This window comes from Streptomyces sp. NPDC006510, from assembly GCF_040611955.1.
Taxonomy (GTDB): Bacteria; Actinomycetota; Actinomycetes; order Streptomycetales; family Streptomycetaceae; genus Streptomyces.
Map to the genome: position 1 here is coordinate 13,013 of NZ_JBEXPH010000074.1, position 25,599 is coordinate 38,611.

General features: G+C 71.5%; 22 protein-coding genes. 14 read left to right on the top strand and 8 right to left on the bottom strand.

The window, feature by feature from the left end; translation table 11 throughout:
* Positions 1–47: 47 nt before the first annotated feature.
* The gene (locus ABZY11_RS22360; protein WP_356480823.1) at positions 48–1,448 is read right to left on the bottom strand and encodes a hypothetical protein; all 1,401 of its coding nucleotides are present in this window, start codon (positions 1,446–1,448) and stop codon (positions 48–50) included.
* Positions 1,449–1,701: 253 nt separating this feature from the next.
* On the opposite strand from ABZY11_RS22360, the gene ABZY11_RS22365 reads away from it, so the two are divergent.
* The 5 genes from ABZY11_RS22365 to ABZY11_RS22385 all read left to right on the top strand — a co-directional run bounded on the left by ABZY11_RS22365 (position 1,702) and on the right by ABZY11_RS22385 (position 8,350).
* Entirely contained in the window at positions 1,702–2,118 is a 417-nt protein-coding gene (locus ABZY11_RS22365; RefSeq protein WP_356480824.1) for a hypothetical protein, read from the top strand.
* A gap of 2 nt (positions 2,119–2,120) precedes the next feature.
* Complete coding sequence (locus ABZY11_RS22370; protein WP_356480825.1) at positions 2,121–3,086, top strand: hypothetical protein; 966 nt, start codon at positions 2,121–2,123, stop codon at positions 3,084–3,086.
* A 94-nt stretch (positions 3,087–3,180) separates the two neighbouring features.
* The gene (locus tag ABZY11_RS22375; RefSeq protein WP_356480826.1) at positions 3,181–6,888 is read left to right on the top strand and encodes a CHAT domain-containing protein; all 3,708 of its coding nucleotides are present in this window, start codon (positions 3,181–3,183) and stop codon (positions 6,886–6,888) included.
* A gap of 120 nt (positions 6,889–7,008) precedes the next feature.
* Positions 7,009–8,046 carry a hypothetical protein gene (locus ABZY11_RS22380; protein ID WP_356480827.1) on the top strand — a complete coding sequence of 346 codons (1,038 nt, stop codon included), beginning with the start codon at positions 7,009–7,011 and terminating at the stop codon, positions 8,044–8,046.
* 82 nt (positions 8,047–8,128) lie between these two features.
* Positions 8,129–8,350 carry a phospholipase D-like domain-containing protein gene (locus ABZY11_RS22385; protein WP_356480828.1) on the top strand — a complete coding sequence of 74 codons (222 nt, stop codon included), beginning with the start codon at positions 8,129–8,131 and terminating at the stop codon, positions 8,348–8,350.
* Between the two features lie 16 nt (positions 8,351–8,366).
* Here the strand turns inward: ABZY11_RS22385 and ABZY11_RS22390 are convergent, their stop codons facing one another.
* Positions 8,367–9,404, bottom strand: coding sequence for a DUF3533 domain-containing protein (locus ABZY11_RS22390; RefSeq protein ID WP_356480829.1), 1,038 nt, complete (start codon positions 9,402–9,404; stop codon positions 8,367–8,369).
* A gap of 189 nt (positions 9,405–9,593) precedes the next feature.
* Here ABZY11_RS22390 and ABZY11_RS22395 point away from each other — a divergent pair, with 189 nt between their 5' ends.
* The 4 genes from ABZY11_RS22395 (at position 9,594) to ABZY11_RS22410 (ending at position 16,786) form a co-directional block, all read left to right on the top strand.
* Positions 9,594–13,046, top strand: a complete 3,453-nt coding sequence (locus tag ABZY11_RS22395) for a DNA polymerase III subunit alpha (protein ID WP_356480830.1) — start codon at positions 9,594–9,596, stop codon at positions 13,044–13,046.
* Positions 13,043–14,050: a hypothetical protein gene (locus ABZY11_RS22400; protein ID WP_356480831.1), complete on the top strand. Its 1,008-nt coding sequence runs from the start codon at positions 13,043–13,045 to the stop codon at positions 14,048–14,050. Before ABZY11_RS22395 ends, ABZY11_RS22400 begins: the two co-directional genes overlap by 4 nt.
* Positions 14,051–14,233: 183 nt before the next feature.
* Positions 14,234–15,127: an alpha/beta fold hydrolase gene (locus ABZY11_RS22405; RefSeq protein WP_356480832.1), complete on the top strand. Its 894-nt coding sequence runs from the start codon at positions 14,234–14,236 to the stop codon at positions 15,125–15,127.
* 111 nt (positions 15,128–15,238) lie between these two features.
* On the top strand, positions 15,239–16,786 hold the full coding sequence (locus ABZY11_RS22410) for a trifunctional class I SAM-dependent methyltransferase/NUDIX hydrolase/VOC family protein (protein WP_356480833.1): 1,548 nt from the start codon (positions 15,239–15,241) through the stop codon (positions 16,784–16,786).
* 34 nt (positions 16,787–16,820) lie between these two features.
* Here ABZY11_RS22410 and ABZY11_RS22415 read toward each other — a convergent pair whose 3' ends face one another.
* Together ABZY11_RS22415 and ABZY11_RS22420 are read right to left on the bottom strand one after the other, a co-directional pair.
* Positions 16,821–17,315, bottom strand: a complete 495-nt coding sequence (locus ABZY11_RS22415) for a DUF402 domain-containing protein (RefSeq protein WP_356480834.1) — start codon at positions 17,313–17,315, stop codon at positions 16,821–16,823.
* Positions 17,296–18,216: a GNAT family N-acetyltransferase gene (locus tag ABZY11_RS22420; RefSeq protein ID WP_356480835.1), complete on the bottom strand. Its 921-nt coding sequence runs from the start codon at positions 18,214–18,216 to the stop codon at positions 17,296–17,298. Before ABZY11_RS22420 ends, ABZY11_RS22415 begins: the two co-directional genes overlap by 20 nt.
* 80 nt (positions 18,217–18,296) lie before the next feature.
* Between ABZY11_RS22420 and ABZY11_RS22425 the strand changes: the two genes are divergently transcribed.
* A complete protein-coding gene (locus tag ABZY11_RS22425) occupies positions 18,297–18,674 on the top strand; it encodes a GntR family transcriptional regulator (protein ID WP_356480836.1) in 378 nt (125 codons plus the stop codon).
* A 29-nt stretch (positions 18,675–18,703) separates the two neighbouring features.
* On the opposite strand, the gene ABZY11_RS22430 is transcribed toward ABZY11_RS22425, so the two are convergent.
* On the bottom strand, positions 18,704–19,807 hold the full coding sequence (locus ABZY11_RS22430) for a DUF5925 domain-containing protein (RefSeq protein ID WP_356480837.1): 1,104 nt from the start codon (positions 19,805–19,807) through the stop codon (positions 18,704–18,706).
* A 216-nt stretch (positions 19,808–20,023) separates the two neighbouring features.
* On the opposite strand from ABZY11_RS22430, the gene ABZY11_RS22435 reads away from it, so the two are divergent.
* From ABZY11_RS22435 to ABZY11_RS22445, 3 genes are all read left to right on the top strand, one after another.
* Positions 20,024–20,833: an SGNH/GDSL hydrolase family protein gene (locus tag ABZY11_RS22435; protein WP_356480838.1), complete on the top strand. Its 810-nt coding sequence runs from the start codon at positions 20,024–20,026 to the stop codon at positions 20,831–20,833.
* A gap of 303 nt (positions 20,834–21,136) precedes the next feature.
* The gene (locus tag ABZY11_RS22440) at positions 21,137–21,400 is read left to right on the top strand and encodes a hypothetical protein (protein ID WP_206433474.1); all 264 of its coding nucleotides are present in this window, start codon (positions 21,137–21,139) and stop codon (positions 21,398–21,400) included.
* 240 nt (positions 21,401–21,640) lie between these two features.
* Positions 21,641–22,249, top strand: a complete 609-nt coding sequence (locus ABZY11_RS22445; RefSeq protein ID WP_356480839.1) for a TetR/AcrR family transcriptional regulator — start codon at positions 21,641–21,643, stop codon at positions 22,247–22,249.
* Positions 22,250–22,300: 51 nt separating this feature from the next.
* Here the strand turns inward: ABZY11_RS22445 and ABZY11_RS22450 are convergent, their stop codons facing one another.
* Positions 22,301–23,053, bottom strand: coding sequence for an ABC transporter permease (locus tag ABZY11_RS22450; protein WP_356480843.1), 753 nt, complete (start codon positions 23,051–23,053; stop codon positions 22,301–22,303).
* Between the two features lie 71 nt (positions 23,054–23,124).
* A complete protein-coding gene (locus ABZY11_RS22455) occupies positions 23,125–24,102 on the bottom strand; it encodes an ATP-binding cassette domain-containing protein (RefSeq protein WP_356480840.1) in 978 nt (325 codons plus the stop codon).
* A gap of 63 nt (positions 24,103–24,165) precedes the next feature.
* On the opposite strand from ABZY11_RS22455, the gene ABZY11_RS22460 reads away from it, so the two are divergent.
* Positions 24,166–24,873, top strand: a complete 708-nt coding sequence (locus tag ABZY11_RS22460; RefSeq protein ID WP_356480841.1) for a TetR/AcrR family transcriptional regulator — start codon at positions 24,166–24,168, stop codon at positions 24,871–24,873.
* A 21-nt stretch (positions 24,874–24,894) separates the two neighbouring features.
* Here the strand turns inward: ABZY11_RS22460 and ABZY11_RS22465 are convergent.
* Positions 24,895–25,599 (bottom strand): type ISP restriction/modification enzyme (locus ABZY11_RS22465; protein ID WP_356480842.1); only part of this gene is annotated, 705 nt, incomplete at its 5' end.

The window sequence follows — 25,599 nt, forward strand, 5'->3', positions numbered from 1 at the left end:
TCACCTGTGGGTTCGTGGCGAGGCGTACGGAAGTCGGGGTTCCGGGGTCAGTGGAGGGCGGCGTCGCGCGGGTGCGCGCGGCGGTGACCGGGGCGGCGGCGGTACGGGTGGAGGCGGTCCGGTCCTTCGATCAGGCCCGCCCTGAACAGCCCGTACGTGATCCGCCGCCGCGCGGCCTCCTCCAGCTCGTCCCGCAGATCGCCGCTGCGCAGCAGTGCGCCGGGGCCCAGCAGACCCTCGACGACGGCCAGCGCACCGGCGATGTCGCCGTGGTCCAGGCGTTCGCGCACACCGGCGAGGCAGTCCGGACGGCGGTGCGCCTCGTCGATGGCCTGGAGGCAGGGCAGCGGAGTGCCGGTCAGCGCGACCAGCAGTTCCTCCCGGCGGATCTCGGCCGGGTCGTGGTCCAGCGGGGCCAGTACCCCGTCGACCAGGCCGATCCGATGCCGGGCTCCCCGGCATTCCACGAGGCGCGGTTGTCCCGCCCGGTCCGGGTCCGGTGCCGGACCGGCCGGCGGACGACCCGGTGCCAGCGCCGTGACGACCAGCGGATGCAGCCGGCCGGCCTCGATCGAACCGGTACGGATCAGATCGAGGTCGGGCAGCACCCAGGTCGCCGCGTCGGGCAGGACCGGCAGCGCGGAGCTGCCGCGGCCCGTGGTCGCGGCCGCGATCCGCAGCGCGGGCGGCCCGGGTCCGTCCCGCTCGGCGACCAGGTCCAGGAGCAGCCGGTGCCGGGCCCCGAGCCGCACGGCGACGGTACCGGCGGGCCGCCCCTCGGCCCGGAGCAGAATCCCCGCCTCGGCCGCCCACCGGTCGACGGCGCAGCGACGCGCAGGCGGCACCATCCCCAGCACTTCGGGAGGCACCGCGGTCCGGCGGTCGGCGGGCGGCCCATCGGCCCCGGACCGGACCCGCAGCTCATCGGTCCTGCGCGCATCCCACAGATGGCGGTGCAGATCGAGGCGGAACCGGGGGTTCGGGTGGTGGTGCGGATGGCGTCGGGCCTCGGCCCCGGATCCGGATCCGTCCCACAGCGCGAGACTGACCCGCTGACCGGCATCCGCCCAGGCGGGCGGAGTCCGGACCACCAGCTGCACCGGTCGCCCGCCGTCGGACCCCTCGGTGTCGTACCGGGCCAGAGCGATCGTCAGCCCCGGACGCAGCAGCCCACGGGGAGCGATCCTCGGCAGGTGCCAGCGCAACAGGTCAGGAGCCAGATGGCGGAGATCGTCCCGGAGCCGGGACGCGAGTTCCCGGCCGTGGGTGCGTGCCACGGACCGCGGGCTGAGATCGACATCGACACCCGCGGCGGCGCACGCTCCCGCCCAGTCGCCGACATGACGGCGGGCGGTCGCGGTCTCGATCATGGGGGGCGGCACGGCGAACTCTCGCACGCGCAGCCAGAAGGACAGGCGGGAATCCCTGTTCGCGTCTTGAGTGAGCATCAGCACTCACCTTGCGCGGACGGGTCCCCCAATCTGTTTACAGAGTGAGTTGTCATCGCGGGGCAGCGTAGCTCCCGCTGCCCCCGACCGCCAGGTGTTTCCGGGCCACGACCTTCTCTTGCACACGCCAACAGCAAGCGCAGTCATCGGGGTTGATGGCTGTAATGCATCTCACCGCGTATGCGGGCGGGCGATAGGGTGAGGCGCATCTTCGTTCGCTGCTCGCGGGTGGACATGGCTCGGGGGAGTGTCTGTGGACGACAGGCAGGACATGGTCCGCCGCGCGGATGCGCTGGCGTATGTCTGCGCGGAACTGCCTCAGCTGCGCTCCGAGTTGCAGGAAGAAGAGCCGCCTGACGGCATGGAATTGCTGGACCGTCTGGCCGGCGCGGTATCGAACGGCGCCGATACCGAACCAGTACTCGGCCGGCTCCATGGGCATTTGCAGGGCGGGGGGGACATTTTGGGCCTGTACGGGCGAGTCGGTCACGATTCCGCGAGTCGAGGGCTCCACATAAGTGGTGCGGCCCGCAACGTGCCCGGAGCGTCGGCGGAGACCGTCTATCTGTGCCCGGCCCGGTCATGCTCCCGGTACTTCCTCCCCTCTGGTGGTGATCCGGTACCTCGCTGCCTGCTCACGGACCAACAGCTGCTCCGGGAGACCCTGTAGGCGTGGGCGCCCTGTGGAGCGAACTGGGAAAGAAACTCGCCGAGCGCTGGCTCTCACTGCTCGTCCTGCCGGGCGCCCTCTACCTGGCCGTGGTTGCGGCGGGCACCTGTCTGAGGCACGAGCGCGCCCTCGATGCCGCTCAGCTCATCCGCCGCGTCAACGACTACGCGCAGAGCCCTACGGTCGACACCGTAGGTGGCCAGGTGCTGCTGCTGGTCTCGGTGCTGGCCGCTTCGGCTGCTGTGGGTCTGGGTGCACAGGGCATGGGCTCCCTGGTGGAACGAGTCGTGCTGGCGGCCGACTGGCAAACATGGATACCGCCCGGCCGGGTGGCTGCGGCGTGGCTGGTTTCTGTGCGACGTGACCGATGGACACGGGCGGCACGCATCTATCTCGATCTGCGGGTGGCCGCGGCTCGCAGTCGCGCCCTGGGCACGCGCGCGGATCCCGCACCGCGGGAGGCCGCGTACCGCACGATGGCCCGGATCAGCCAGGAGTACCCGCAGCGGCCCACCTGGAGCGGTGACCGCGTTCACGCTGTCACCGCGAGACTTGAGCGGGACCACCACCTCAGCCTCGCCACGATCTGGCCCTACCTGTGGCTCACGTTCCCGGAGCCCACGCGCACCGAAGTCACCCTCGCCCGCAGTGCGCTGAGCCGAGCCGCCTCACTTCTCGGCTGGTCCCTGCTGTACCTGATGCTGGCGGTCTGGTGGTGGCCTGCCGGGCTGATCGGATGCGCGCTCGCGGTTGCGGGCCGACTTCGCGTGCGGAACTGCGCCGACACCTACGCCCTGCTGCTTGAGGCGGCAGCGCGACTTCACACCGCGGAACTCGCCGCGGCTCTCGGGCTGGGGCGGCCGGGACCGGAATCGCCGGACGGGAGCGCACCGCCCGGCCCGCTGTCCAGGGAGACCGCAGAGGCCCTCACCCTGCTTCTCGGCGGCAGCCCGCCTCCTGTGCCGTGAATCGCGGCCGGATCACCTGTGCGCGGAACCGCCGCGATCGGCGCCCGCGGCCGTTCATTGCTCCTGTGTACGGGCCAACTGCTTGGAGAGTGATGTGGACCAGGACGTCGTGCGAGCGATGCGACGCCGTATCGACGGCATTCGGAGTGTGGAGGAAGCGCGCGAGCGGCTCCTGCGGTATGAGGCGGAGGTCGAGCTCGACCGGCTTGCACGGGCCCTGGAGGAGGACGGGCCGGACATCGACGCGCTGTATCTGCTCGGCCGGGTGCTGCTGCTGAGGTCGTACGCCAAGGGCGACGGCGGAGACTCGGATCTGTGGCGCGCGGTGGAGGTCTTCACCGACTGTTTCGTCGCCGGCCTGCAACTGGACGAGGCCACGGAACCCTACAACTCGGCCATCGTCACAAACGCCGCGGAACGTGCGGAAAACATGCTGAGTCAAGGTCATGATCCGCTGGCCACGGCTGCTCTGTGGACACGGATCGTCATGGGCACACCTCAGAGCGATCAGGACTACTTCGTACGCCTGGGGAACGCGGGCGGAGCCTGCCTCGCCGCGTACCGGTCGTCGGCGGACCCCGAATACCTCACGTTGGCGCTGATGTTGAGCGGTCGGTCCCTGGAGGTACCCTCGGACGCCGATCCCGCTCTGCCGGTACTGCTCTTCAACCGTGCGGCAGCCCTTCGCGAGGCGCTGGACGACAGTGCCTTCGCGGCCGTGGTGGACGAAAATCTCGACGAACTCGTCGGAGTCGATTACCGGCTCGCCGGCCTGACCTCCCACGACCCCACGCTCCACCTCCGGGTACTGGGCAACTACAGCGATGACCTGGCCCTGCGGTACGAGCGCACTGTGGACGACGAGGACATCGCCGGGGCCATCGCTCTGGCTCGCGCGTGTGCCGAGCAGACGGCTCTCGACGACCCCGAATGGGCTGCCCGCCATTACCGGCTCGCCCGAATTCTCGACGCCCGCTTCAAGTGCAAGGGTGATAAATCGGATCTGGACGCCGCGATTCTGCATTTCCGGCAGATCGCAGATACCTCAGCAGGCGAACAGGACATGCGATCGTCCGTGTTGTCCGCCCTGTGCGGCGCGCTCGTCCAGCGCCACGAGCACTTCGGTCTCCCCGAGGATCTGCACGAGGCGATTCGTGCGGCCCGGCTGGCCAGGGACACCGCCATCGATCCACCGGCCAGGGCCATGGCACTGGCCAACCTGGGATCGGCCCTGCGTATTCAGTTCAGGTCCCACAACGATCTGTCGGTTCTGGACGCGGCTGTCGACCACGGCCGTGAGGCGGCCGCCATGACTCCGCCCCATCACGCGAAGTACTCCGTCAGACTGAGCATGCTCGCACTGTCCCTCAGCGAGCGGTTCGAATTCACCGGAAGCCTGGACGATCTCGACGAGGCAATCGGTATGCACCGGCAGAGCGTCAGCCTGCCCGGCGCCGGCTACGCGGACCACAACAACCTGGGCCTGGCACTGCTGAGTCGCTACCATGCCAGCAACGCGCTGGCCTTCCTCGACGAAGCCATCGAGTTCCTCGGCACAGCCCTCGAAAGCTGTCCTCCGGGGCAGACCCACCGCCCGCTCCTCCTGTCGAACCACGGTAAGGCGCTCTACTGCCGCTTTCAGCGAACAGGGCAGCGCGTTGACATCGAACGAGCGGTGCGGAGTTGTCGCCAGGCGGTCGAAGCCACACCACGCGAGCACCCCGAAGCAGCGACGCATCAGATCAACCTCGGCATGGCACTGCTGCTCCGGTTCGAGGAAGGCCACCTCGAAGCAGATCTCGCCCAAGCCCTCGACGCATGCGAAACCTCCGTCCGCTGCACGCCCGAGCAGCATGCCTACCGTGCCGGACGCCTGACCAACCTTGCCTCCGTGCGCTTCGCCGGATATCGGCACACCCGCGACCCCGGCCTGCTCGACCTGGCTGTCGAAGCCGCCAGACAGGCAGCGACGGCCGAGCCGGGCGCGGGCCGCCCGAAAGCAGCGTGCCTGAACAACCTCGGCCTCTTCCTGAAAGCACGAGCTGAACTGGACCGGGCCTCGGCACGGCAGAAAGCGCGGGACCGGGAGGAAATCGAGCGCATCGGCACGGACGTCGCCCGCATGACGGAAGCTCCGAGTGCGCTACGCATCACCGGGGCACGCGCGGCAGCGGAACTGGCGATGCGCAGTGATCCCGCACGCGCGGCGGCCCTGCTGCGGGAAGCGGTTCATCTGCTGCCACGCGCTGTCTCACGCTCCGTCCGGCGCGACGACCAGCAGTCCCTGCTGAGGGACTTGCGGGGCTTGGCCTCGGAGGCCGCGGCCGCCCTCCTCCGAGCAGGCGAAGGGACAACCGGCAGCACGCACGCGGAGGAAGCCCTTCTGATGCTGGAGACCGGTCGTGCCGTCATGCTCAGCCAGACACTTGAGGCACGCGGCGACTTCAGCCGTCTCAGGGAGCAGCACCCAGCACTCGCCGAACATCTCGACAACCTGCTCGAACAACTCGACGCGCCCGTCACCAACGCCGAGATCGAAGCCGCACCTCCCGCCCCCGACGACGAGGCCCTGTACACGGGGGGCCGGAAACTCGAAGACCTCCTCGCGCGCATCCGGGAGCTGCCGGGATTCGCCGACTTCTTTCAGCCGCCCTCCCTCCGGGACCTGACCGAAATCGCCCGCGAAGGGCCCGTGGTCGTGATCAATTCCCATCCCACCCGCAGTGACGCACTCCTGGTGACAGCCCTCGGCGTCGTCCACCTTCCCTTGCCCCGGCTGGGCCACATCGATCTGATCGGTCATGCCCTCAACTTCCACCGCGCGGTCCGTGCCTCCGGTGACCCGCACCTGAGCGCGACGGAGAGGAAGCAGGCACAGGCAGCACTGCGCACCACGCTGGAGTGGCTCTGGGACACCGTCGCCGAGCCTGTCCTCAACCGTCTCGGCCACCTCGGCACACCTGCCGACGGCGCTTCCTGGCCACGCCTCTGGTGGGCACCGGGAGGGCTTCTCGGCGTCCTGCCCCTGCACGCAGCAGGCCACCATCTCCGCACCGATGCGGCCGACACGGTGATGGACCGGGTGGTCTCGTCCTACACACCGACGGTACGAGCCCTTCGGCACGCCCGACGCGCGACAACCCCACCCACTACGGCGCCCAGATCGCTGATCGTGGCGGTTCCGGCGGTCCCGGGAGCGGCCCCACTGCCCGGCGCACGGGAGGAAGCGGAACACGTGCGCACCGTACTGCCTTCGCCTCGCTGTCTCGTCAGCGAAACCGCCTCCTTCTCGACGGAGCCGGGAAACCGGCCGACCGGGCCCGCGGACACCTCGAACATCCTCCGGTACCTGCACGACACGCAATTCGTGCACTTCGCATGTCATGCCATCAGTGACGCCACGGATCCGTCCCGCAGCGAGCTCCTCGTCATGGGGCACGAACAGTCGCCCCTCAACGTGGCGCGGCTCGGCGCCGTTCGTCTGGACAGCGCGCAACTCGCCTTCCTGTCGGCTTGTTCCACGGCGCTGAGCCAGGACCTCCGTCTCCTGGACGAAAGCATCCACCTGACCAGTGCCCTGCAGATGGCGGGGTTCAGACATGTGGTCGGCACTCTGTGGGAGATCGAGGACACGATGGCCCCCCGGGTCGCAAGCGCCTTCTACGCCGCCCTGCGAACCTCTGCCGACACAGTTGAAGTCTCCTCGACGGCCGAAGCGCTCCACCGTACGACCCGAGCGCTGCGGGACCGGACCCCACAGCTACCGACGCGTTACGCGGCATATGTGCACGCCGGTGCGTAGCTGCCGGTGTCCGTGGCTCGGGGGTATTCATCCAGTCGATGTTCACTGTGAACTAAGTGCATGCTTCAATGTCTGTGCTGGTGAGAGTGGGTTGTGTGAACTGTCGGGGGGAGGGGTGTCATGGCCGAGTCGGATCGCCGGCTGGTGCAGACCGCGGTCATCGGGAGCGCCGCATCGGGCCTGGGCATCGTGCTGCCGCAGGAGGCCGACGAGCTCCGGCGTCTGCGGCGGCGGCATCCTGCGTACACCTACTGGTGCGGCACTCAACTCGGCGGCTGCGGCAGTAAGTTGTCCGACCGTCTCTATGTGGACAAGGTCTGCCACTTCGCCCACGCGCCGCACACCTCCTGCCACCGCAAGGCCAACGGTGCGAACAGCGCGGACCACCTCTTCATCAAGCAGGACCTCGCCCTCTGGGCCCGCAGGAGCGGTGTCGACGCGCGGGCCGTGCTGCGCGATCAGGGTTCGGGCCCGGGTGACGCCGTCGACTTCCGGGTCCGTGACAGCCGGCAGCGGGTGCGTTTCCAGTTCCGGCGGCTGACGCATCCCGAGTGGTGTTCGGCGAGCGAGGAACTGGAACGCGATGCGGAAAGCCTGGACTGGGTCTTCGGGCCGGGCTCCGCCCATCCGGAGACCATGGAGGAGATGTACGAGAGAGTCGGCCACGTGCTCCGCTTCCGCTTCGAGACGCAGGGGGTGGCGCGGCGTATCCGGATCAGGGCCGAGGGAGCGCGGAGCAGTACCGATTGGGTGCCGCTCGACGCCTGTGCGATGACGCCCGAGGGGTTGCGGGTTCCGGGCGTGGAAAGGCGGAGGCGTGCGAGCCGTCGCCCCGTCGTGGAGACGGCTCCGGGGCCTTCGGTGGTCGCTCCCGAGCGGCGGTCCACCGCTGGGGCGGACCGCCGGTCCGGTCGGCGCACCAGCCCGCTCGTGCGGAAGGTCCAGCGCCTGGTGGACGAGCTGAACGTTCTCGCGGCACCGGCGGACGCCGACGTACGGATGAAGGCCGAGCGGATGGACCGCGAGGCCGCAGGGTGGATCGAGCGGTACGGGCGGCTGACGGGCTCGGACTTCTGGTCCGGCAAGGCCACGAAGGTCGCGGCCCAGGGGGATGGACTCGCCCGCAGGCTGGAGAAGCTGGCACGGTCACTCGGGTGACCGCGTCGAGCGGATCCTGGCATGGTGCGCGGGTGGGCGGCAGCCCGTAGCGTCGATACCCGGACTGTGTCTGTGGCACTGGGTGCGCGACCCGGCCTCCGACGGCCACGCGGGCCGGCACGCGAAACTCGCTGTCGCCGATCGCCGGGTTCTCTTCCTGGGGAGCGCGAACCTCACGGAGTCCGCCGCCCGGCGGAACATCGAGGCGGGAGTCCTGGCCCGTGGCGGCCGGGCGCCGCAGCGGGCGGCCGATCACATGGTGGAGCTCCAGCGCCGAGGGGTGCTTCAGCGCCTCCAGGTGTGAAGGGGCCCGGGGGAGGTCAGCCGGACGTCGAGCCGAACGGTGCCCGCTCGCCGGTGAGTTCCTCCGGTTTGCGGCGCATGGCGACCAGGAGCGTGACGACCGTGCCCACCACCGCCCACGCGGACAGCACCAGCAGGGGTCCGGTGACCGCGTTGCCCTTGAAGTAGGCGATCGAGCGGGCGACCCAGGTGCCCGCCCCGGGCGGCAGTGCGGGACCGATCGCCCGCCAGAAGTCCGGGAGCATCGGCAGCGGGTAGGCGCCGCCGGCGCTCGGGTTGCCCGCGATCACCACGACCAGGACGGCCAGGCCGATGCCGACGATGCCGGTGAGGGCCTGGAGGGCGAGGGTGATCATGCCGACCGCGAAGACGGTCAGCGCGCCCAGGCCCGACAGGCCCCAGAAGCTTCCGGGCAGGGCGCCGAGGATCGGGCCGATGATGATCGCGCCGCCGATCCCGCCCACGACCGAGTACAGCGCCATGACGCCGGTCCGGATCACCGCGCGCTGACGGTTGGCGGGCTTGGCGCCCGCGCTGATCGCCAGGATCGAGGCGCAGAGGTAGCCGCCGACGCACCAGCCCACGACCAGGTAGAACGACGAGATCCCGTTGAAGTCCTGGTCGGAGGCCGGGGCCAGGTCCACGGACCGGACCGTGCGCTGCTGGGTCCGGTCGACCTCTGTGATGATCTTTGTCAGGGCGCTGGACATCGAGGCGCCGCCGCCGGAGGCGACCAGCAGGGTGTCGGTCGTGCCCTTGGGGTTGACGATCAGGGCGCCGTCGATCTCGCGGTCGAGGATCTGTTCGCGGGCCGTGGCCGCGTCGGTGACCGCGCGGGGGTCCAGTGGGCCGCCGGGAAGACTCTTCAGCTCGGTGAGGAGCTCCGCGGAGATCTGCCGGGGCGCGACGACGCCGAAGGGTACGTCCGTCGGCTTCGGTTTGTGCAGCGCCCCGACGTAGGAGGCGATGAACAGCAGCTGCAGTCCGAGCACACCGATGACGAGCAGGGCGGCCCGTGGAGTGACGGCGTTCTTCACCTCGTCGACGAAAGTCATGCCCCCACGCTCCGGGGCGCCGGTTGTTCGTGCAGGCGGGGCTGGGCCATATGGCTGACCGTGCCCCTGGCCGGCCACCGGTCCGGGGCCGGGACGGTTCCGCACTCCGGGTATCGTACGAATGTTCGAAACTTGGTCTATGGTGGAGAGCGAGGGGGTGGTGAGTACGGATCGGTCCAGGAGGTGCAGATGCCCGGGTTCACGCATCTGCATACCGTTTCCGGGTTCTCCCTGCGGTACGGGGCCTCGCACCCGGAGCGGCTGGCGGAGCGCGCCGCCCAGCGGGGGATGGACGCGCTGGCGCTGACCGATCGCGACACGCTCGCGGGCGCGGTCCGCTTCGCCAAGGCCTGCGGGCAGGCCGGGGTGCGGCCGCTCTTCGGGGTGGAGCTCGCGGTGGCGGAGCATACGAGAGGGAGCGGACGTACGCAGCGGCCGCGCACCCCGGTCCGCGGCGGCGCCTTCGTCGACGAATCCGCACCCAGGGCCACCTTCCTCGCCCGGGACGGCGCCCGGGGCTGGGCGGAGCTGTGCCGTCTCGTCACCGCAGCCCACGCCCCCGCGCCCGACGGTGCCGGACAGCCCCTGGTCGGCCGGTCCGAACTGCCCGCCGAAGGGCTCACCGTGCTGCTCGGCCCCGCCTCCGACGTCGGCAGGGCGCTGGCCGCCGGCCGCCCGGACCGGGCCGCCGCACTGCTCGCCGGCTGGCGGGAGATCTACGGCGACGATCTGCGCCTCGAAGCCGTACACCACGGCCGCGAGGGCACCGGACCCGGCTCGCTGCGGCTCGCCGCCCGTACCGTCGGCCTCGCCGCCGAGCAAGGGGTGCGGGCCGTGCTGACCAACGCCGTCCGGTACGCCGACGCCGGGCAGGGCCCGGTCGCCGATGTGCTCGACGCGGCCCGCGGACTGGTCCCTGTCGACCCCCGCCGCGCCCCGCTCGACAGCGGGGAGCGCTGGCTGAAGGACGCCCGCGCGATGGCGGAGACCGCCGGGCGGATCGCCTCCGCCGCCGGGCTCGGCCAAGGCGCCGGGGCGCGGCTGCTCGCGGAGACCCGGCGCACCGCCGACGCCTGCGTCGTCGACCCCGAGGGTGATCTCGGCCTCGGCGCCGTCCACTTCCCCGAACCGGAGCTCGTCGGCGCCGGGCGGCGCACCGCCCAGCGGGTACTGGCCTCCCGCGCCGCCGCCGGCATGGTGCTGCGCGGCTACGACCGCAGGCGCGACTACTGGGAGCGGATGCACCAGGAGCTGGACATCATCGGCTACCACGGCTTCGCCTCCTACTTCCTGACGGTCGCTCAAGTCGTGGATGACATAAAGGAGATGAAGGTACGGGTAGCCGCCCGGGGCTCCGGTGCGGGCTCCCTGGTCAACCACCTCCTCGGGATCGCCCACGCCGACCCGGTCGAGCACGGGCTGCTGATGGAGCGCTTCCTCTCCAGGCGCCGCTTCGTGCTGCCCGACATCGACATCGACGTGGAGTCCGCCCGCAGGCTCGACGTCTACCGCGCGATCATCGGACGCTTCGGCACCGAGCGGGTCGCGACCGTCGCCATGCCCGAGACCTACCGGGTGCGCCACGCCATCCGGGACGTGGGCGCCGCGCTCTCCATGGACCCGGCCGAGACCGACCGGCTCGCCAAGGCCTTCCCGCACATCCGGGCCCGCGACGCCCGCGCGGCCATGGAGGAACTGCCCGAACTGCGTGAAGTGGCGCGGGAGAAGGACCGGTACGGGCGGCTCTGGGAGCTGGTGGAGGCGCTGGACGCACTGCCGCGCGGCATCGCCATGCATCCGTGCGGGGTGCTCCTCTCGGACGCCACGCTGCTGCGCCGTGCGCCCGTCGTGCCCACCAGTGGCGACGGCTTCCCGATGGTGCAGTTCGACAAGGAGGACGTGGAGGACCTGGGGCTGCTCAAGCTCGATGTGCTGGGCGTGCGGATGCAGTCGGCGATGGCGCACGCGGTCGCGGAGATCGGGCGGGCCTCGGGGCAGGACGTGGACCTGGACGCCGTGCCGCCGGACGACCCGGAGACGTACCGGCTGATCAGGAGCGCCGAGACGCTGGGCTGCTTCCAGATCGAGTCGCCGGGCCAGCGCGATCTGGTCGGCAGGCTCCAGCCCGCCGGCTTCCACGACCTGGTGGTCGACATCTCGCTGTTCCGCCCCGGTCCGGTCGCCGCCGACATGGTGCGGCCGTTCATCGAGGCCCGGCACGGCCGGGCCCCCGTGCGCTACCCGCACCCCGACCTGGAGGGACCGCTGCGCGAGACGTACGGAGTGGTCGTCTTCCACGAGCAGATCATCGAGATGGTCGACATCATGACCGGCTGCGGCCGGGACGAGGCCGACCGGGTGCGGCGCGGGCTCTCCGACCCCGACTCGCAGGGCCGGATCGAGACCTGGTTCGCGCGGCGGGCGGCGGAGAAGGGGTACGACGCCGAAGTGACGGCCCGGACCTGGGAGATCATCGAGGCGTTCGGCAGTTACGGCTTCTGCAAGGCGCACGCGGTCGCCTTCGCGGTGCCGACGTACCAGTCGGCATGGCTCAAGGCGCACCATCCGGCGGCCTTCTACGCCGGGCTGCTCACCCATGACCCCGGGATGTACCCGAAGCGGCTGCTGCTCGCGGACGCACGGCGGCGCGGGGTGCCGGTGCTGGGGCTGGACGTGAACCGGTCGGCGGCCGCTCATCGAATCGAACTGGTGTCTGATGACGGGAAGGGGAAGGGTGTCTGGGGGGTGCGGCTCGCGCTCTCGGACGTCCATGGCATCAGCGAGGCCGAGGTCGCCCGGATCGAGGCCGGACAGCCCTACACCTCGCTGCTGGACTTCTGGCAGCGCGCCAGGCCGGGCCGGCCGGCCGCCGAACGGCTGGCCCGGGTGGGCGCGTTGGACGCGTTCGGCGCCAACCGGCGCGATCTGCTGCTGCACCTGTCCGAACTGCACCGCGCCCAGCGGGGCGCGGGCTCCGGCGGCTCCGGCGCGCAGCTCCCCCTCGGCGGCGGGCACCGGACCGGCTCCATCGGCCTGCCCGACCTCGACGACGCGGAACGGCTCAGCGCCGAACTGGGCGTCCTGAGCATGGATGTCTCCCGCCATCTGATGGACGATCACCACGCCTTCCTGAAGGAACTCGGCGCGGTCTCCGCCAAGCGGCTGCGCGAGGCCCGGTACGGGGACACCGTGCTGGTCGCGGGCGCCAAGGCGGCCACCCAGACCCCGCCGGTCCGCTCCGGCCGCCGGGTCGTCTTCACCACCCTGGACGACGGCACGGGCCTGGTCGACCTGGCCTTCTTCGACGACAGCCATGCCGCCTGCGCGCACACCGTCTTCCACTCCTGGCTGCTGCTGGTGCGCGGAGTGGTGCAGCGACGCGGACCGCGGAGCCTGAGCGTGGTCGGCGCGGCCGCCTGGAATCTGGCGGAGCTGGCCGAGCTGCGGCGTACCGGCGGACTCGACGCGGTCGCGGACCGGCTGGCGCAGGCTCCGGCCGAGGAGGCTCCCGGGGACGGAGGGCGTCGCATCCAGCTGCCCACCGGATACGAGATGAACCCCTGGGCCGACCTCCAGCCGCCCGGCGAGGGCATCGCCACCGGCCGGAAGCTGTGGCACCAGAGCCCGGGGAGCGCGGGATGAGCACCGCACACGAGGTACCGGGAATCCTGTACCTGCGGTTCCGCAAGGTCGGCGGCGGCCTCCCGGACAGCGCCGGCTACGAGGGGCTGCTCGCCCTGCTCGGCGCGTTCACCCCGGTGGTCGAGGCGGCCCCGCCCGACGGGGCGCTCGCCGATGTGCGCGGCGCGCTGCGCTACTTCGGGCAGGACGTGAAGGGGCTGGCCTCGGTGATCCGGATCCGCGCGCTCGCCCTGCACGGCGTGGACTGCGCGATCGGGGCGGCGGAGAACCCGATGCTGGCCCGGACGGCGGCCCGGCAGGCCGGGCCCGGGACGACCTTCGTGGTGCCCGGGGGCGGGGGAGCGGAGTTCCTCGCGGACCGGCCGGCCACGGCGCTGGACGGTATCGGCGCGGCGACGGCCCGCACCCTGTGCGGGTACGGGCTCGACTCCGTCGGCCGGATCGCGGCGGCCCCGCTCGTCACCCTGCAGCGGATCACCGGCGTACGGACCGGACGCGAACTGTGGGAGCGGGCCCGCGGCATCGACCGTACGGCGGTCGTGCCGGGCGCCGCGGCCCGGTCGATCGCCGCCGAACGGTCCTTCCCGCGCGACGAGCTGGACCGGGAACGGCAGCGCCGCGCACTCATGTCGCTCACCGAGGAGCTGGGGGCCAGGATGCGCGCGGACGGGCAGGTCTGCCGTGGCCTCGCGGTCTCCGTGCGCTACGCCGACCGGACCGGATACTCGACGTTGACCCGCAGCCGTACGCTCCGGGAACCCACCGCCCACTCCGCGGCGCTCACCGCGCTCGCGTACCGGATCCATGACTCGTTCGCCCTGCAGCGGGCCCGGGTGCGGGGGATCGCGCTGCGCGCGGAGGGGCTGATGGACGGCGAACGGGCCGCGCACCAGCTGTCGTTCGACCCGGTGGACGAGCGGGCGCGCCGGATCGAGGCGGTGGCGGACCGGCTGCGGGCCAGGTACGGCCCACGGGCCGTGCTGCCGGGGCGGCTCGCGGCCTGATCACCCCTTCCGGCCTGCCCGATTGAGGGATCGTCACTTTTTACCGACGCGTAACTTCCCACGCCACCTTACTCGCGCGTAATTTGGCACGGGAACACGGAAGAACCAGCAGTCAGAACTTGTGGTCCGGGCCGCAGGGTGCACAGACATCGCAACTCCCTTGATCCGCAAGGAGACCACACGATGCTGCCCCGGACACGTGCGCCGCGTACCCCACGTGCGCGGAGAACCCTCGCCGCACTGCTCCTCGCCGTCGCCGCAGCCGCCACCCCCACGGCCACTGCCGCTGCAGCCACCCCCACCGCCGCCACGGCCACCTCCCGTGGCTGGAACGACTACTCCTGCAAGCCCTCCGCGGCCCATCCCCGCCCCGTCGTCCTCGTCCACGGAACCCTCGGGAACTCGATCGACAACTGGCTGGTCCTCGCCCCCTACCTCGTCAACCGGGGCTACTGCGTCTACTCGCTCGACTACGGGCAGCTGCCCGGTGTGCCCGTCTTCAACGGCCTCGGCCCGGTCGACAAGTCGGCCGGACAGCTCGCCTCGTTCGTCGACAAGGTGCTCGCCGCCACCGGCGCGGACAAGGCCGACCTGGTGGGCCACTCCCAGGGCGGCATGATGCCGAACTACTACCTGAAGTTCCTCGGCGGGGCCGCCGAGGTGAACGCCCTGATCGGGCTCGCCCCCGACAACCACGGCACCACCCTGCTCGGTCTGACGAAACTGCTGCCGTACTTCCCCGGAGCGGAGGACCTGCTGAACGCCAACACACCCGGTCTCGCCGACCAGGTGGCGGGCTCCCCGTTCATCACCAAGCTCAACTCGGTCCCCGACACCGTGCCCGGAGTGCACTACACCGTCATCGCGACCAGGTACGACGAGGTCGTGACCCCGTACCGCACGCAGTTCCTGGACGGGCCGGACGTGCGCAACGTCCTGCTCCAGGACCTGTGTCCGGTCGACCTCTCCGAGCACGTGGCGATCGGCACCGTCGACCGGATCGCCTACCACGAGGTGGCGAACGCCCTGGACCCGGCGCACGCCACCCCCACCACCTGCGCCTCGGTCATCGGGTAGGGGAAGCGGCGGTACGAGGGGTCCGGGCGTCCCGGCCGAGGGACCCCTCGTACCGGCGGATCCCTCGTACCGAGGGGCCCGGCTGTCAGCGGCGGCTGGCACGATCTACCCATGACGACGATCGACTGGGATTCCGCGGCCGACTCCTTCGACGAGGAACCCGACCACGGGCTGCTCGACCCGGTGGTCCGGCACGGCTGGGCGCAGCGGTTGGAGAGCTGGCTGCCCGCCGGACGCTCCGAGGTGCTCGACCTCGGGTGCGGCACCGGGAGCCTGGCCCTGCTCGTCGCCGGGCAGGGCCACCGGGTCACCGCCGTCGACCGCTCCCCGCGCATGGTGGAGCAGGCCCGGGCCAAGCTCGCCGGGACGGGCACCGGGGTCCTTCTCGGGGACGCGGCCACGCCACCGGTCGGCAATCAGCGGTTCGACGTGATCATGGCCAGACACGTGGTGTGGCTGCTGCCCGACCCGGCGGCCGCCCTGCGGCACTGGTTCACCCTGTTGCGGCCCGGCGGCCGGCTGATCCTGGTCGAAGGAGTCTGGGGCGGGGTCGGCCTCTCTGCCGGGCAACTGACCGGACTCCTCTCGGAACTCACCGAACGCATCCACCACGAGCGGCTCTCCGACGATCCGGACCTGTGGGGCAAGCAGGTCGACGACGAGCGCTACGCCCTGGTGGCCCGCGCCGAACCGCCGCACCGGCACACCGAGGTCGTCGATGTGCATCTGATCCTCCGCCGCGGCCCCGAGGTCCTGCTCGCCCGCCGGGCCGGCACGGGATACGCGGACGGGCTGTTCAACGGCCCGTCCGGACATGTCGAGGACGGCGAGGACGTCCGTGCGGCGATGATCCGTGAGGCCGCCGAGGAGATCGGTGTCCAACTCGGCCCGGACGAGCTGCGGGTCGCCCTGGTCATGCAGCACCGCGGTCCCGGCGGCGCTCCCCGGACCGGCTGGTTCTTCGAGGCGGAGCACGACCCCGACCGCCCGCCGTACAACCGCGAGCCGGACAAGTGCTCCGAGCTGGCATGGTTCCCGCTGGACGCCCTCCCGGACGACATCGTCGCCTACTGCCGGGCGGGGCTCGAAGGCTACCGGGCGGGGGAGCACTTCCTGATCCACTGGCACGAGGACGGCGACACCGTGGCGTACCAGCCGCACGGCATCCGCCGCGCCGTTCCGCTGCCCGCCGCCCGGTCCAACACCGGCGGGGTGCACCACATCGAGCTGTGGGTGCCCGATCTGGCGGTGGCCGAGCGGGGGTGGGGCTGGCTGCTCGGCGAGCTGGGCCATGTCCCGTACCAGCGCTGGGAGAACGGGCGGAGCTGGCGGCGCGGCGACAGCTATGTGGTGGTCGAGCGGTCGCCCGATCTGACCCCGGGACCGCACGACCGCCGCCGTCCCGGGCTCAACCACCTCGCGTTCCACGTCCGTGACCGGGCCGCCCTCGACGCACTGGTGGCCAGAGCCCCGGACCACGGCTGGCGGCCGCTCTTCGCGGACCGCTACCCGCACGCGGGCGGCGAAGGACACATCGCCGCCTACCTGGAGGACGCCGCGGGGTACGAGGTGGAGCTGGTCGCCGGAGTCCGGCAGACCCGCCCGGCCCCTGAGAAACCGGCGCCGTACACCGACGTGTGGGCGCGGCGCCGGGAGTAGGGCGGGGCCGGCCGGAGCACCTGCCGCCCCCGGGTCAGTTCAGCAACGACACGAGACCCTCCGTGCGGGCCAGGTGCTCCAGTTCGTCCAGCGCCCGGCGTGCCGCGTCGGCCGCCGCCGGATCGCGTCCGGCGAGACCGCTCTCCTCGAACTCGTCCTCGTCCAGCCGCAGTACGGACGAGCCGTCCGCCGACACCCACAGATCGAGGTCCAGGTCCTCCACCAGGAGCTCCCCGTCCCGCAGCACCGCGGGGCGGGTGATGTCGCAGTACCAGCCCTTGAGCCCGCCCGCGCCGGTACGGACCTCCTTCACGGCGAACCAGCGGTCGCGCCAGTAGTGCTCGGTGAACACATCGCCCGGCTCGAACCGCACGAAGCCGAAGTCACGGACCCCCGGCGCCGCCCACGGCGCACGCACCGTCACCCGGGTGCCGTCGTCGCGGACCACATCCGCCGGGTAGCGGATCTTGGTCCGCCCCGCCTTCACCAGGGCGACCACCAGAGCGGTCTCAGCCGAGCTTGCGGACATGGCGCACCTCCGTGGCACAGATCTCGTAGCCGAACCATCGATTGATCGCCAGCATCGGCCCGTTGTCCGCGTCGTTGCCGGTGTACGCGTCCGTGTACCCGGCGGCGCGCGCCCGGTGCAGCGAGTCGTTCTTGACGAGCTTGGCCAGGCCGCGGTTGCGGTACGCCCGGCGGGTGCCGGTCATCCCGGACCAGTACCGGGTCGGGCCATCGGTCTGCGCGGCACTGAACGCCGCCACTTCCCCGTCCACCACCGCGACCGAGGTGAGCTCGTGGTCGAGCCCGGGGACGCGCCAGGTGTGATTGAGCCAGTCCTCGTAGTCGGACAGTTCCGCCGGGACGTCGCCCGGCTCGTCGGCCGTGGTCTCGGCGTCCGCCTCGAAGAGCGGGCGCGGGTCGTCCGCGAAGTCCGCGCCGGTACGCAGCTCGACGCCCGGCGGGAGCTCCTGACGGGGCGGCAGCGGTTTGCCCGCCAGATCGAGGTGGAGGAAGTGCGCCGGACGGCTCGGCGCATAGCCGCGCTTCTCGGCGAAGGCCAGATTCGACGGGGTGTCGAGCACCCAGGTGTAGATCGCGGTCGCGCCCTCCCGCGCCAGATGCTCCTCGGCCGTGCGCACCAGCAGCGCACCCGCCCCGCGCCCGGTACGGTCCGGATGCATGTACGTGTTGCAGAACCCCTGACCGGGTTCGGGACTGTCGTGGGCGAGACCCACCTGCGCGGTCCCGATGAGTTCCCCGTCCTCCTCGGCGACCAGCAGCCGGGAACGCTTGTCGGGGTGGGCCGAGGCGTGTTCGAAGGTGACGGACTCGGGTGTCTTCACCAAGAAAGGCACGGCGGCGCGCCGCACCCGTACCCAGTCCTCCGCGTCGGCGGGCAGGAAGTCGCGAACGATGACGGTCATGGGCCGGACGTTACGTGTGGGTCGCCACCGGGCGCCCCTGAATTTCCGGCGGTGAGGCCGGCGTGAGGGAGAATCGGGGCGTGACCCTGAAGATCGTTCTTGATCCGGATGCCGGTACCGCCCCGTACGAGCAACTGCGCACGCAGATCTCCGAACTGGCCCGCTCCGGCGCGCTGCCCGTCGGTTTCAGACTTCCGACGGTGCGCGGCTTCGCCGAGGAGCTGGGCCTCGCCGCGAACACCGTCGCGAAGGCGTACCGCGCGCTGGAGGCCGACGGGGTGATCGAGACCCGTGGGCGCAACGGCACGTTCGTCGCCGCCGCCGGTGACGCGGCGGACCGTCATGCGGCGGCCGCGGCCCAGGAGTACGCGGAGCAGGCGCGGCGGCTGGGCCTGTCCCGGGACGAGGCGCTGTCCCTGGCGCAGGACGCGGTACGGGCGGCGTACGGGACGGGGTGAGCCGGGAGCGGGGCGGCGAGCCGCCCGGCTCAGAGGTACAGGCCCGCGTCCGCCCCGGAGTCCTGCTTCGGCACCGACGCGGGACCGCTGCCGCGCCGCAGCGCGTACAGCTCGGCGAGCGTCGAGCCCTCGCGGCCGAGCCCTTCCTCCGTACCCAGCCAGGTCACCGCCTCCTCGCGGGTCAGTGACCCCACCTCGATCCGGGCGAGGCAGCGGCCGGGCCTGACCACGGCCGGGTGGAGCCGCTCCAGGTCCTCGTTGGTGGTGACGCCCACCAGCACATTGCGGCCCTGCCCGAGCAGCCCGTCGGTGAGGTTCAGCAGCCGCGACAGCGCCTGGCCCGCGGTGTGCTTGGCCTCGCCGCGGATCAGCTCGTCGCAGTCCTCCAGCAGCAGCAACCGCCACCGCCCCTTGGACGTGCCGTCGTCCTCGCCGATCGCGATGTCCATCAGATAGCCGACGTCGTTGAAGAGCCGCTCGGGGTCGAGCACGCAGTCGACCTGGCACCAGTCCCGCCACGAGCGCGCGAGCGTGCGCAGCGCGGACGTCTTGCCGGTGCCCGGCGGGCCGTGCAGCAGGAGCAGCCGGCCCGCGATGTCGTCGGGTGTGACCTTCATCAGCCGGTCCATCGCATCGGCCACCGGCGCCGTGTAGTTGCCGCGGACCTCGTCCCAGGTGCCGGCGGCGATCTGCCGGGTGGTGCGGTGCGGGCCGCGGCGCGGGGAGACGTACCAGAAGCCCATCGTCACGTTCTCGGGCTGGGGTTCCGGTTCGTCCAGGGCGCCGTCCGTCGCCTGGCCGAGGATCCGCTGGGCCAGTTCCGGGCTGGTCGCGGTGACCGTGACGTCGGCGCCGCGGTTCCACCGCGAGACGAGCAGCGTCCAGCCGTCGCCCTCGGCGAGCGTGGCGCTGCGGTCGTCGTCGCGGGCGGCACGCAGCACCTTGGCGGCCGGGGGCAGCAGGGTCGCCCCGGCCTTGACGCGGTCCAGGGAGGAGCTGTGCGAGTACGGCTGCTCGCCCGTCGCGAAACGGCCGAGGAACAGCGCGTCGACCACATCTGACGGGGAATCGCTGTCGTCGACGGTGAGCCGGATCGGCAGAGCGGACTCGGGATTGGCGGACATGGCGCCCATGATCCGGCAAGGGAATACCCGGCGCACCCGGGTTTCACCGCTTCCTCCCTTTCCCGTTGTGGCCACGGAACTGACGCGGTCTCAAGGGAGCGCGGAGGGGAGCTCGAAATCATGGCAGCAACTTGGCATGCACACTTCCGGTGAGGGGGCCGGTACTGCTACCACGGACTCGGCAGACCGGGCGGAGATCCCGTCGGTCGGTCCCAGGGAGGTTCCATGAAGATGTCCAGACTCGCGGCGCTCTCGTCCTCACTCCTGCTCGGTGCCGTACTCGCTCTGACCGGAGCGGCCACCGCCAGCGCCGCAACGTCTGTTCAGGCCGTCGACTACGTCGCCCTCGGGGACTCGTACTCCTCGGGTGTCGGCTCCGGCAGTTACGACAGCGCCAGTGGTGGCTGCAAGCGCAGCACCAAGGCGTATCCCGCCCTCTGGGCCGCCGCCAACTCGCCCGCCTCGTTCTCCTTCGTCGCCTGCTCGGGCGCTCGTACGGGTGATGTGAAGGCCAATCAGCTCGGCCCGCTCAACTCCTCGACCGACCTGGTGTCGATCTCCATCGGCGGCAATGACGCGGGCTTCGCCGACGTCATGACCACCTGCGTCCTCCAGTCGGAGGCCACCTGCCTCAACCGGATCGCCACGGCCCGCAGCTATGTGGACACCACCCTGCCCGGCAACCTCGACTCGGTGTACTCGGCGATCCAGGCCAAGGCGCCGTCCGCCCGTGTCGTCGTGTTCGGCTACCCGCACTTCTACAAGATCGGCGGCAGCTGTGTCGTCGGTCTGAGCGACAAGGTGCGCTCGGCGATCAACGGGGCCGCCGACTACCTCAACGCGGCGACCGCCAAGCGCGCGGCCGACCACGGCTTCACCTACGCCGACGTCGTCGGCGGGTTCACCGGTCACGAGATCTGCTCCGGAAGCGCCTGGCTGCACAGCCTCAACTGGCTCAACATCGGCGAGTCCTACCACCCCACCGCCGCCGGACAGTCGGGCGGCTACCTGCCCGCCTTCAACTCGGCGGCCTGACGCCACCAGCGCATGTGCCGGGCCCGTCCAGCCGTCTGACGGGCGGGAGACCCCCGTTCGCCCGGGGTCTCCGTCCGGCGGGGCGCCCCGGACGGCCCGCGGCCCCGTGGCGGGACCACGTCCGGAGCGCCTCCATCCGTTTCCGTTCTGTCCAACTCGCCCTGAAATAGGGAGGATTCATGAGTGAGGTGTCAACCTCCGTATGTGTGTGCGCAATCCTGCGACCGGGATACACGGGTGTCGTTGCGGGGCGATAGGGTTAACCTGCCCGGGCCGGGTGCCCTCGTACGGGTGGGGAGTGACATGGAACAGATAGCGATGCGGAGCAGGCCGCGTGTGCCTGCCATCACATGCGGAAGCGGTGCGACAAGTTCGCGCCTCGACCGCCATCTCGCGGTGCTCGGCGGCCCTGCCGTGCCGCAGCGGGAAGCCGCGGAGGCGACGTTGCTGATGCGCGAGCTCACCTCGCGCGATGCCGCCCACCGTCGACGGAGCAAGAGTGCGCGGGTCTCGCTCTTCGCGCCGCTGCGACGACTCCGGCGCTCGCTCTTCGGCAGCCGCCGCTGACCGACGGCCCGTCACGACCGCTCATCCGGTCCTCCGCCCGGGCTCCCCGGCCAGGGTCCGTCGCCCGGCTCCCCGCTCGGGGCCGTGGGTGACCGCGCTGTTCCCGGCGCTGCGCTGCTGTCCGCCCTCCCGTCATCCCCAGGGCCCACAGCAGCGCTTCGGTGTGTTCGCGGCGCACCGGAGGGTGACGGTCATGGTCTCGAAAATACTTCGGCGTCGAAGCACTTCTAGACTGGACGTATGTCCGAAAAGCGAGCCGCGCGCCTGAGCCCCGACGAACGAAGGGCCCAGCTGGTCGCCATCGGCCTGGACATGCTCACCGACCGGTCACTGGACGAACTCTCCACGGACGACGTGGCGCGGCGGGCCGGGATCTCGCGGGGGCTGCTCTTCCACTATTTCGACTCCAAGCGCGACTTCTACCGCGCCGTGGTGCAGCAGGAGTGCGACGACTTCGTCGCAGCCACGGAACCGGACCCCTCGCTGGAGCCCGTCCCCTGGCTGCGGTCGTTCATCGCCGGTTTCGTGCTGTACGTGCTGGAGCACCGCAGGGTCTATCTCGCCCTGGTCCGCGGTGCCGCGGGCAGTCATCCCGCGGTGGAGGACATCGTCGACGGAACCAGGGCCACCCTCGCCCGGCGGGTGGCGGAGGGGCAGCGGCGGCTCGGGATGCCGGACTCGCCTCGGCTGGCCGTCGCCGCACGGGCCTGGACGGCGTTCGCGGAGGAGGCCGTGACCAGCTGGCCGCGCGGTGGTCCGGACGCGCCGACGGAGCTCGGAGCCTTCCTGGAGTCGAGCTTCATCAGCCTGCTCGGCGCCCTGGACCGGCCCTGCGCGCTGCCCCGGTGAGCGGGCGCACCGGGCCCTGCGTGCTGCTTCGGTGAGCGCGGTGCCCGTCGGTCACTCGCCGCCGCGCGCGTAAAGCCGCACGGACAGCGGCACGAATACCGCGAGGAGCACCACCGACCAGGCGAGCGTTCCGGCCACCGGGTGGGCTACCGGCCAGGCCGCGTCGGCGGCCGGGGACGCGTTGCCGAACAGGTCGCGGGTGGCCGAGGCCATGGCGCTGATCGGGTTCCACTCCGCGACCGTCCGCAGCCAGCCCGGCAGATTGTCGGTCGGGATGTACGCACTCGACAGCAGCGGCAGGATGAAAGTGGCGCTGCCCAGCTGACCGGCGATCTCCTCGTTGCGGATCAGCAGGCCCAGCCAGCAGCCCAGCCAGGACGTGGCGAAGCGGAGCAGCAGCAGCAGCCCGAAGGCGCCCAGGGCGGCGAGCGGACCGCCCTCGATCCGCCAGCCGACCGCGAGTCCGACCAGGATCAGCGGAATCATGCCGACGGCCGTGGTCAGCAGATCGGCCGCGGTCTGGCCGAACGGTACGGCGGCCCGGCTCATCGGCAGCGTACGGAGCCGGTCCATCACCCCGCGGTGGCAGTCCTGCGAGGCCTGGAACATCCCGACCATGATGCCGTTGGCCGCCGTCGCCGCCAGCAGGCCCGGCACCAGGAACGCGCGGTACTCCTGGCCGGGCATGGCCAGGGCGCTGCCGAACACGTACCCGAAGAACAGCAGCATCGTGATCGGCATGGTCTGGGTAAGGATCATTACGCCCGGCGCCGCTTTGATCCGCTGCAGATGGCGGCCCAGCATGGCCAGGGCGTCGGCGATCGGGGTGCTGGTGGCGGGCGCGACGGTCTGTTCGTGGGCCAGTGCGGTGCTGCTCATGCTGCCGTCTCCTTCAGGGGCAGGGAGGTGCGGCCGTCGCCGCGGTCGGTCAGGCGGAGGAAGACCTCGTCGAGCGTCGGCGGGCGCAGGCTCGCGTCGACCAGCGGTACGCCCGCCGCGTCGAGTTCGCGGACGATGCGGGGCAGGGTGAGCGTGGCGTCGGTCGCGACGGCGCCCACGGTGCGGCGCTCGTGATCGAGCACCGGTTCGGCGCCGGTGAGCTGGTCGAGCACGCCGGCCGCCGGGACCAGCGCCGACTCGTGGGCGACGACCACCTCGGCGTAACTGCCGATGCGGGACTTCAGCTCGGCGGGGGTGCCGCGGTGGGCGGCCCGGCCCCGGTCGATCAGCACGATGTCGTCGGCCAGTTGGTCGGCCTCCTCCAGGTACTGCGTGGTGAGCAGCACGGTCGTGCCCCGGCCGGCCAGCTCCCGTACCGCCGCCCAGATCTGGTTGCGGCTGTGCGGGTCGAGACCGGTGGTCGGCTCGTCCAGGAAGAGCACCCGCGGGCGGGTCAGCAGACTGGCGGCGAGGTCGAGACGGCGGCGCATGCCGCCCGAGTAGGTGCGGGCCGGGCGGTCGGCCGCCTCGGCCAGCTCGAAGCGTTCCAGGAGTTCGTCGGCGCGGGTGCGTGCCGCGGTGCCGCGGAACCCTTGCAGCTTGGCGAAGAGCCGCAGATTCTGCCGGCCGGACAGCTCGCCGTCGACCGAGGCGTCCTGCCCGGTGACGCCGATCGCCGCGCGCACCGCGCCCGCCTCGCGCACCACGTCGTGGCCCGCGACCAGGGCGCTGCCGCCGTCCGGTGCCGTCAACGTGGTGAGCACCCGGACGGCGGTGGTCTTGCCCGCGCCGTTCGGCCCCAGCACGCCGCAGACGGTGCCCTCGGCGACCGCGAGGTCGAGCCCGCGCAGCGCGTGGACATCGCCGTAGCGCTTCTCCAGACCTTCACTAAGTACAGCGTACGTAGTTGTCATGCGGTCACCATAACGCACTACGTACGGTGTACGTAACTACGATGGTGGGCGAGGTGATGACCGATGGTGGGGCGACCCGCTGTACCCGAAGTGATCTGGGCGCGCCCCGAGCGTGCGGGCCGGGGCCCCAGGCCCGCGTTCAGCCGAGCGGACATCGCGGCGGCCGCCGTCCGTATCGCCGATGCGGAGGGCTTCGACGCGGTGTCCATGCGCAAGGTCGCGGCGGAGCTCGGCTGCGGCACGATGTCGCTCTACAACTACGTGCCGCGCAAGGAGGACCTGTACGAGCTGATGCTCGACGCGGTCAGCGGCGGGTACGAGTTCCCGGAGCCGTCCGGCGACTGGCGCGCCGATCTCGTCGCACTGGCCCATCAGGCCCGCGCGATGATGCGCCGCCACACCTGGATGCCCCGGCTGATGTCACCCGTGTACGGCTTCAGCCCGAACGCCTTGCGGTATCTGGAGTACTCGCTCAGCTGCCTGGACGGGGTCGACGCACGGTTCGGCGAGAAGATGGAACTCATCGCCATGGTCACCAGTGTGGTCACCACCTATGTGGCCAACGAGATCGCCACGGCGGAGCGCAGCCGGTCGCTGCCCTGGTCCGAGGAGCAGGAGCACGCCGCGCGCACGAACTATCTGATCAGCCAGATCGCGACCGGGAAGTATCCGCGGATGGCGGCGGGATTCGCCGAGGACCCCGGGCCGATCGACCTGGACGGGGTCTTCGACCGGGCGCTCGGCCGGGTGCTGGACTCCTTCGACCGGTAGCGGCCGGGCCGGGTCGCGCCGTCACAGGAGTGCGAACTGCCCGTCCGGGCCCTCCTCCTGATGGTCGAGCACCGAGGCGGGCCGCCGGGCCGTGGCCCCGACGGGCAGGACGCCCGCCGCCCGGAGCGCGGCGGCCGTGATCTGCGGACCGTCGGCAAGGCCCTCCTGCCGGGGCCGGAGTCCGTCGAGCAGGGCGAGCAGGGTGATCAGTTCCAGCAGCTCCGAGGTCCACTCCTGGGGCCAGGCCCGGGGCCGGACCGCCTCCAGGCCGTCCGCGCCCTCCGCGCCGGCCGCCGACCGCCGGTCGAACCAGAGCTCCAGCATCCGGACCCCGCCCACCCGGAACTCCCACGCCCCGGCCGGCACCGGCGAGATACGGCCCGTCCCGAGCGTGAGCGTCTCGCCGTCCGGGTCGTAGGCCAGCCCGTCCGGCACGGGCGGGACCGCGGCCCGCACATAGGGCCGCCGCCCGCCGGGCAGCCGAGGGCGCTCCGCGCCGCGGGCACCCCGCAGCTGGAGCCGCAGCAGCTCCTGGCCCAGCTCCACCCCGGCGGACCAGTGCGCGGTGTCGGCGGGCAGCGGGACCACGCATCCGGCGGGGGAGTGGCGGGCCGCCGCGAGGGCCCAGGCCAGCACCGAACGGGCGGTCACCGAGTCCCCGTGGCGGGCGCGCAGCAGGGCGAGCAGCCCGGGGGCCAGATTGGGCTCGTGGCCGCCGGGGCGCCG